Origin of the sequence: Endozoicomonas ascidiicola (assembly GCF_001646945.1) — a bacterium.
Lineage (GTDB): Bacteria > Pseudomonadota > Gammaproteobacteria > Pseudomonadales > Endozoicomonadaceae > Endozoicomonas > Endozoicomonas ascidiicola.
The window spans coordinates 115,496-123,411 of sequence record NZ_LUTV01000003.1 but is presented as its reverse complement, the minus strand read 5'-3'; the positions used below and the strand labels follow the sequence as shown (position 1 = coordinate 123,411).

Annotated in this window: 6 protein-coding genes; 3 read left to right on the top strand and 3 right to left on the bottom strand. The window is 47.4% G+C overall.

The window, feature by feature from the left end:
* Positions 1-293 precede the first annotated feature (293 nt).
* Positions 294-1,118 (top strand): hypothetical protein, encoded by an 825-nt coding sequence (locus AKL11_RS08005; protein WP_067516251.1) that lies wholly within the window; start codon positions 294-296, stop codon positions 1,116-1,118.
* Here the strand turns inward: AKL11_RS08005 and AKL11_RS08000 are convergent.
* Complete coding sequence (locus AKL11_RS08000) at positions 1,078-2,565, bottom strand: SLC13 family permease (protein ID WP_216636497.1); 1,488 nt, start codon at positions 2,563-2,565, stop codon at positions 1,078-1,080. The two genes, AKL11_RS08005 and AKL11_RS08000, sit on opposite strands and share 41 nt — an antisense overlap.
* A gap of 91 nt (positions 2,566-2,656) precedes the next feature.
* Between AKL11_RS08000 and dbpA the strand changes: the two genes are divergently transcribed.
* Positions 2,657-4,036: an ATP-dependent RNA helicase DbpA gene (gene dbpA, locus AKL11_RS07995; protein ID WP_067517241.1), complete on the top strand. Its 1,380-nt coding sequence runs from the start codon at positions 2,657-2,659 to the stop codon at positions 4,034-4,036.
* Positions 4,037-4,187: 151 nt separating this feature from the next.
* Positions 4,188-5,150: a hypothetical protein gene (locus AKL11_RS07990; protein WP_067516249.1), complete on the top strand. Its 963-nt coding sequence runs from the start codon at positions 4,188-4,190 to the stop codon at positions 5,148-5,150.
* Between the two features lie 40 nt (positions 5,151-5,190).
* Here AKL11_RS07990 and AKL11_RS07985 read toward each other — a convergent pair whose 3' ends face one another.
* A complete protein-coding gene (locus AKL11_RS07985; RefSeq protein ID WP_067516247.1) occupies positions 5,191-6,687 on the bottom strand; it encodes an ATP-binding protein in 1,497 nt (498 codons plus the stop codon).
* Positions 6,688-6,710: 23 nt separating this feature from the next.
* Positions 6,711-7,421 carry a response regulator gene (locus AKL11_RS07980; RefSeq protein ID WP_067516245.1) on the bottom strand — a complete coding sequence of 237 codons (711 nt, stop codon included), beginning with the start codon at positions 7,419-7,421 and terminating at the stop codon, positions 6,711-6,713.
* Between the last annotated feature and the right edge of the window lie 495 nt (positions 7,422-7,916).

Below are 7,916 nucleotides of genomic sequence, written 5' to 3'. Positions count from 1 at the left end.
ACCATGCCCAAGCTTTATCGCTTCAATCGCAGCATAGCGACGACGATCCCTCTCGTTGAGTGACTGATAAAACCGAACCATTTGAACCTCTACTGTCGTCGAATAACTGCCCAAGATGACCTCCTGCACTCATGCGGAGCAATTATCGACGATTCCTGATCTCTTGAAAATAGGGAAGTTAATTGGGGACTATTCCTAAGCAAAGAATACTATTGTTGCTAGCCTGAAGTAGCTAGCTTACTCTTTAATTACGGCGACTATCACTCATCAAGCTATGAGGTTCAAAATATCTAATGCTCAATTCTGCAAATTCATGTTCAACCAGCTCATCACAAGGAACACTCCAAGCATCTGGCCACTCAAAGAACACTGAACCTGAACAAAGCAATCATAAAAAGAGGTTTTCTCATCGTTGGACAGAAAGATGGCCTGTTGTCAGGCATCACATTGCAAATATATTTAGAGCAAAAGAAAGCAAAAGCAGTGCCACACCTTTAAGTAAAAGAGTTATTGAAGTTGAAAAAGTTCACAAACCTGTTGACAAAAATCCAACCCTCGCTGAAGAGACCATTTCTAATAGCATAGATAGCCCTGCAACTATTATCTTAGATTCCAATGCAGACCCTGCTGCGCAAAATGAAGCCATTAAAATATCAACTGAAAATTCACTACGTGATTTGAACATCAATTCTGACTTTTTAACTATTTATAAACAGGATTTAGAAGAACATAAAAAACAAACAGAAATATTAGCCAATCTATTATCACGACAGGCTGATATGGATACTTGGAAGCAACGTGAACAGGATATATTAGAAAAATCAAAACAAGTAATAGAGCGCCAGTCTCACACAATCAAAAAATTAGAACAAGAAAATGGAGCACTAAGATCGAGAAATGAAGAGCTGGTAAGATTAAGAGATCAGCTCTCCGGTGACAATATCGATTTGCAAAACACCACCCAATATTGGTCTGATGCATACTTTGCTCTTCAGCAGGTTAAACACAGTATCCCGCCCAGCTCATTTGACACTCGACGTACTCCAACCCTCCAAGCGATACCTGAAGAACCTGAACCTATACAACCCACCCTATCAACCACTTGCTCAACAGGGTGATAATGGCAATTCCAACCAGATTCAGCACCAGACCACTTCGGATCATATGACGAATCGGCAACATACCGGCACCATAAACAATCGCATTGGGCGGCGTTGCCACTGGCAGCATAAATGCACAACTGGCGGCGATAGCGGCAGGAATTGCTAATACCACGGGGGACATGCCAAAAGAAGTTGCAAGGGCGCCCAGCGGTGGGAGAAAAGCAGCCGTGGTTGCCGTATTACTGGTAACTTCTGTCAAAAAGATAATAATCGCCACCACCATGGCAATAACCATCAGCTCGGGCATATCACCTACGAAGCTTAATGAGCCTGCAATCCAATCCGACAGTCCTGTTCTGCGAATCATCGAGGCAAGGCTTAACCCACCGCCAAACAATAACAATACATCCCAGGGTAAACGCCGCATATCATTCCAGCTCATCAGAAACTGGAGCTTTCTTAGATTGGACGGTAAAACAAACAACAGAATCGTTGCAATTAAAGCGATAGCCGCATCAGTAATCAAAAGCCCTGGAAATAAATCAATCAACCAGGGGCGCGTGACCCACGCTATGGCGGTACCACAGAAAATAACCGCCACGATTTTCTCTGGCATACTCATTTTGCCAAGATCTTTCCGCTGCGCCCGAATCGACTGCTGAATCACCTGATTCTCTTTGCCGCAAAGATTATAACCTAAATAACCAAGCCATAATCCGGTCACTATCAACATCAATAAAGAGGCAGGTACGCCAATAATTAACCAACGGGCAAACTCAATTTGAATATCGTATTGATCCTGAAGAAAGGCCACCAACAATGCATTAGGCGGGGAGCCAATTAAAGTACCAAATCCACCAATGGATGCGCCGTAAGCAATGGCCAAAAGTAATGCAATGGGAAACCCATTACTCATACGTCCCTGATCCCGAATCATAGCAACCACTGACAGACCAATAGGCAGCATCATGATGGTGGTCGCTGCGTTCGATACCCACATACTGATCAATGCGGTGGCTGTCATAAAGCCCAGAACCAATCGTTTTTCCCCGGCGCCTACCAACAACATAATATTTAATGCAACCCGGCTATGGAGATGCCAACGCTCCATAGCAAGCCCAATGGCAAACCCGCCCATAAACAGAAAGATAACCGGGTGAGCATACGGTGCTGCTGCACCGTCAATGCTGTTTATTCCCATCATTGGTGCAAAAATTAATGGAAACAGTGCGGTAATGGCTGTTGGTAATATTTCAACGGCCCAGAACACCGCCATCATCAGCGCGAGACCGGCGCAATGCCACGCCATGACCGTCATACCAGCCGGTGGTTCAGTTAACAAAGTCAGTAACTGCAACCCAACACCTGCAATCAGGCCGAAAACCCAGAACATCGGATGCCTATCAGAACCTTCAACCTGATGCTCAGAGTTCTCAGTCGTCACTGATGCTGCTGAAGCCATTTTTTTCTCCATCACGATATACCGCCATTAAGAGTAGACTCTGTTATAATCGCTGCCCCTTCTATACAACCGCATAGTGCAAGAGCCCGCTTTGACTGACGTTTCTTCATCCCATTTCTCAGCATTAGCGCTGCCCGACGCTCTGCTGAATAACCTTGCCAGCCTTGAATACCGAACAATGACGCCGGTGCAGCAGCAAAGCCTGCCAGAAATCATTGCCGGTAAGGATGTGATAGCCAAAGCCAAAACCGGCAGTGGCAAAACTGCTGCTTTTTCTATCGGCCTGATACTGAAAATAAACCAGCGGCATTTTGGTTGTCAGGCACTGGTCATGTGCCCAACCCGGGAACTGGCAACTCAGGTTGCACAGGAAATTCGCAGACTGGCTCGTTATCAGCAAAATATAAAAGTGGTAACGCTCTGCGGCGGACAGCCCATTGGCCCACAAATTGGCTCGCTGGAACATGGCGCTCATGTGGTGGTCGGAACACCTGGCCGTATTCAGGACCATCTCCGCAAAGGCACCATTGAGCTGGACAGCGTTAGTACACTGGTTCTTGATGAAGCAGACCGAATGTTGGATATGGGCTTTATTGATGCCATTGAGCAAATCATTGAGCACATTCCAGAACAGCGCCAGACTCTGCTGTTCTCTGCCACCTATCCAAAAGGCATACGGACATTAAGTCAGCAATTCCAAAAGGCGCCGGTAGAAGTCTCTGTAGAAACCAGTGAAAGCCATGACAGTATTGAGCAGCGCTTTTATCAGGCGGAAGACAAATCCGACATGCTGATAAAGCTTCTATCTCACTACGAACCTGTCTCTGCAGTGATTTTCTGCAACACCAAGCAGGCCTGTAAAGATGTCGGCTCCGATTTGTACGAGGCAGGTTACAAACCCGTCATTCTTCACGGTGATCTGGAGCAAAGAGAGCGCGACCAAATGCTCGTAAGGTTTTCCAACCACAGCTCTACCTTGCTGATTGCGACTGATGTGGCCGCACGAGGCTTGGATATTGAGAATCTGCCCGCCGTTATTAACTATGATCTCAGCCGTGACTCTCAGATTCATGTCCACCGTGTCGGCAGAACCGGCCGTGCTGGCCGACAGGGCTTGGCTCTGAGCATCTACACAGCAAAAGAGCAGTATAAGCTGGACAAGCTCAGCGATTACCTGAAAACCGCTTTGACCTACGGAAACCCGGCAGAACTGGGTAACAACAAGCCACCGAAAGCGGCACCCATGGTCACGCTGACCGTTGATGGTGGCCGTAAACACAAAGTGCGCCCTGGTGATATTCTGGGCGCATTGACTGGAGAAGGCGGCATCCCCGGAGATCAGGTGGGTAAAATCAACATCTATGATTTTGTGGCCTATGTGGCGGTGACTAGAGACATTGCCAAATCCGCCCTGAGCCGTCTGGAACAGGGGAAAATCAAGGGAAGGAAGTTCAAAGTACGCCGCCTTTAAGGCTTAAATCGACTCAAATCCCTAAAAATCCCTAAAAATCCCTAAAAATCCCTAAAAATTCCTAATAAGTTGCTAAAGAAGGGAACTCTTTAGCGCTTCACTACTCCAATATATAACCAAATTCATTGCATGGAACATAAGGAGTAGAGTCATGCAGCCACTATCGAACCAACGACCACCGCTCGGTAATCTACCTACAAACACCCCGCTGGGTCAAAAGCGCTCAGCTCCTGACAATTGGCCTTCAGTCGGGCAGGGAAAACGAGCCAAAGCGCTTGATGGCTCAGCAGTAACGCCCAAGCTGCCTAAAGAAAACCAGCTACCTCAGAGGCAGCCTCAATCTATCCAAACCAGAGATGCTCAGCAAAAAACACCTGAATCAGGCTCTGTTGTTAATAAAGGTACTCCCCCCATTGGCCAAGATAATAAGGTGGATCAAAACCTTTTGGCTCATGGAGAAAAAACACTTCAAAACGCACAAGATGCCTTTACAGCCCACGCTCAACTCACCGTGTGCAAAGATGCAATTGAGTCCTTAGAAATGTATGTGGCCATTTGCAAACAACCATATACGAATACTGCTGCTCTATTAGAGGCTCTGCAAAAAATTGACCTCCCACCCAATGCAAAAAAAACCAAGCTAAACGTTAACCTTCAGGAGGGTGTAGATACCTCGAAACACCTTCCCAGCATCTCACTGATACCAATGGATAAGGCCAATCTTGAGAAGCTTTCCTGTAAAGAAGTACTGGAAAAATACACACTGGCAGTACGTGGTATGCAGCAGTGGCAGCAAGAAAATAGAAATCTAGGCTCTCTCGACGAAGCGCTGAACAGACTCAATTCTTCACTGCAAGCATTGAAAGATATTCAGAAAATGATTAACGACCAACACAGAAAGAATAACCCTGCTGACGGACCACCGGTCTCACAGCTGGAATTGCGTTACCATCAACACACGGAAAAAAGGGTATCCATTAACGGGCAAGTGGATAACTCAGGGCTGGAAGCAGGTTCAGAAGACATTGGTCAAAAACCACCTCAGCCAGATGTTGAAAACCAACAGCAAGCTCAGCCTCCACAACCTGTCAACCAAGTTGCCGAAGCCAACTAAACCTGAAACCCTGCTCATGTAGAGTAAAGCTGCCAGATAATTACATTAATGGCAGCTCTACTCGGACTCTCAAACCTTCACCCCTGTTTTCGAGATAAATTTCACCGCCGTGGTTACGCACAATATTTCTGGCAATAGCGAGACCTAGCCCCACCCCACCTGTATCACGATTACGTGACCCCTCAAGACGGAAGAAAGGAACAAACACCTGCTCCACCATCTCTTCAGGAATACCTGGGCCATGATCATCAATCACCACAGAAGCGAAATGTTGACCTGACCGTACTGTATGTTCGAGACGTACCTCCACCCGCCGGCCATATTTGACACCATTCTCAATCAGATTTCTCAGCGCCCGTTTTAAGCTCACGGGCCGACAACGGATCACGGTTTCCAAACTGTCTTCATAGCCCACTGCCAACCCCACTTCTTCAAGATCATCGCAGAGGCTTCCCACCATGGCATTGAGGTCAACGGTTCGAGTTGTTTCGTTATCAGAAGCCTGTCGCATAAATGCCAACGTCGCTTCCGACATCTGCTGCATTTCTTCCAACGTTGCCAATAACTGATCCCGATCACGGCTTTCGGACATCAGCTCCACTCTGAGCCGCATTGTGGTAATTGGCGTGCGAAGATCATGGGACAATGCCGCCAGCATGCGTGTACGGTCTGAAACAAAACGCTGCAATCGGTCATTCATTTGATTAAAAGCACGGATGGTTTCTTTTACATCCGCCGGCCCTGTCTCAGGTAACGGTTCGACTTGTTCTCCCAGCCCAAGCTGTATTGATGCTTTCGATAGCATGCGCAGAGGTCGGGTAATTCGCCGCACCATAATAGCCAGCGCACACAGAACCAAAATGGTGGCGATGATCAGAAAAACCACGGTCTGTTTCGCCACCAGAGGCGGCGCCGCCGGTGATTTTGCCTTCAGGTTTAACCACAGGTTATTTCTCATCTGTACCGAAATCTGAAGACTGGTCACTATCGGGGGCTTCCAGCCATCCCGAAAGTAGCGGCGTTTTCTGTCATCATCGTGAGGGGCACGTTTTTGATGGTTTTTCTTTTGGTCGTCCTGCCAGAACGGATTACACCCATCGCCAACACAGGGGGCTTTTGGTTTCCACTTGTTGTGAGAGTCTGAGAACGCCCTTGATGTATCCACTTTGATCCAGATTCTGTCTTTATAATCAGCGCCCAGAAGATCCTGCAAGCGCCGAACCAGAGCCTGATCCCTGCCATTCATCTTCTTTCCTGACAGTTCGCTGTTTTCATCCACCGAAAACCAGACCGTCTTGGTTCTGGCAGCCGCAAGAATGGCTGGGTAATCGGTCATTGGATTGTTTTCCAGCAACCAGACTAACGATTCGATCTGCTGAAACTGCGATCGCTGGCTAATGTCAGACAACGCCGTGCGATAGGCGTTCCCCAAAATAATAAAGCTCACCGCCTGAGCAATCATCAGTGCAGCCAGAACCACCACGACCATCTGGGCTACCAGGCTGGTGCGTAGCTTTTTAAAGAGTCCTCTACTCATCCTAAAGGGCTTCATTAAACGTCTCATTTCACTTCTTCAGTAAACATATAACCACCACCCCAGACGGTTTTGATTAATGCGGGCGTTTTCGGGTCTTTCTCAATTTTTTTCCGCAACCGGCTGATCTGGTTATCAATACTTCGATCAAAAGGCAGCGCGTCTCTGCCTTTGGTTAAATCCATCAGCTGATCACGATTCAATACCTGTCGTGAATGTTCCAGAAACACTTTCAACAGGCGGAACTCGGCGGCACTCAGTGGCACTAACAATCCATCTTCCCGAGTCAGCTGATGCTGGTGAACATCCAATTTCCAGCCTGGAAACTGCATCTCAGAGGACTTATTGGCTGCTTCAGACTTGTCCGTCACATGCTCCAATCTGCGCAACACTGCTTTGATTCTGGCTAACAGCTCCCGGGGGCTGAACGGTTTGGTCACATAATCATCCGCGCCCATTTCCAGCCCAACAATGGTGTCTGCCTCTTCACTCATGGCGGTGAGCATAATCACCGGAGGGCCACTCACCTCTCGCAGATAACGGCAGAGGGAAAGACCATCTTCACCGGGCATCATGATATCCAACACCACCAGATCAATGGTTTGTGCTGCCAGAACCTCCCGCATGCCCTCACCGCCGTCTGCCAGAGAGACCTGATAACCATGTTGATCCAAGTATCGACCCAGCAAGTCGCGGATCTCATTGTGATCATCCACCACCAGAATGTGTTTTTTCATGGCGTTTCACACCACCTGCATTAATGATGCTTTCATTATACGAGGGAAATGCTGCCGGTTTGGATAGCTCGGGACGTATTGATACAAATTGCGACAAACTCCGGTGCTTCGGGGATAATCCTAAGCAATTAATAATTTTAATTAACTCAATGAAGTAAGTAATGTTTTCCGTCCAGAAGGAAAAACCATGATAGGACGATATTGATCGCTGGGTAGTGGGTCAAATGAGCGGTTGGAAATTTATCGAAACTTTGAAGCTCAGGAGGCTATGTTCTTCTTTCTCACACATTTGACCCACTACTCTTCACTACTGTCCGGTTAAGCATAAACCAGCTCCAGACTCCCCTTATTCCGGGGTAAATTGGCTTCAATTCTATCCGGCGGATCACTGAATAATTCCAACAAAGAGCACCGACGGGTCAGGTTAAGACTGATTCTTCGGGCTATTTGCTGTAACGACAACTTGCAGGATGTTGTGATCTGAGCCAATCGCAG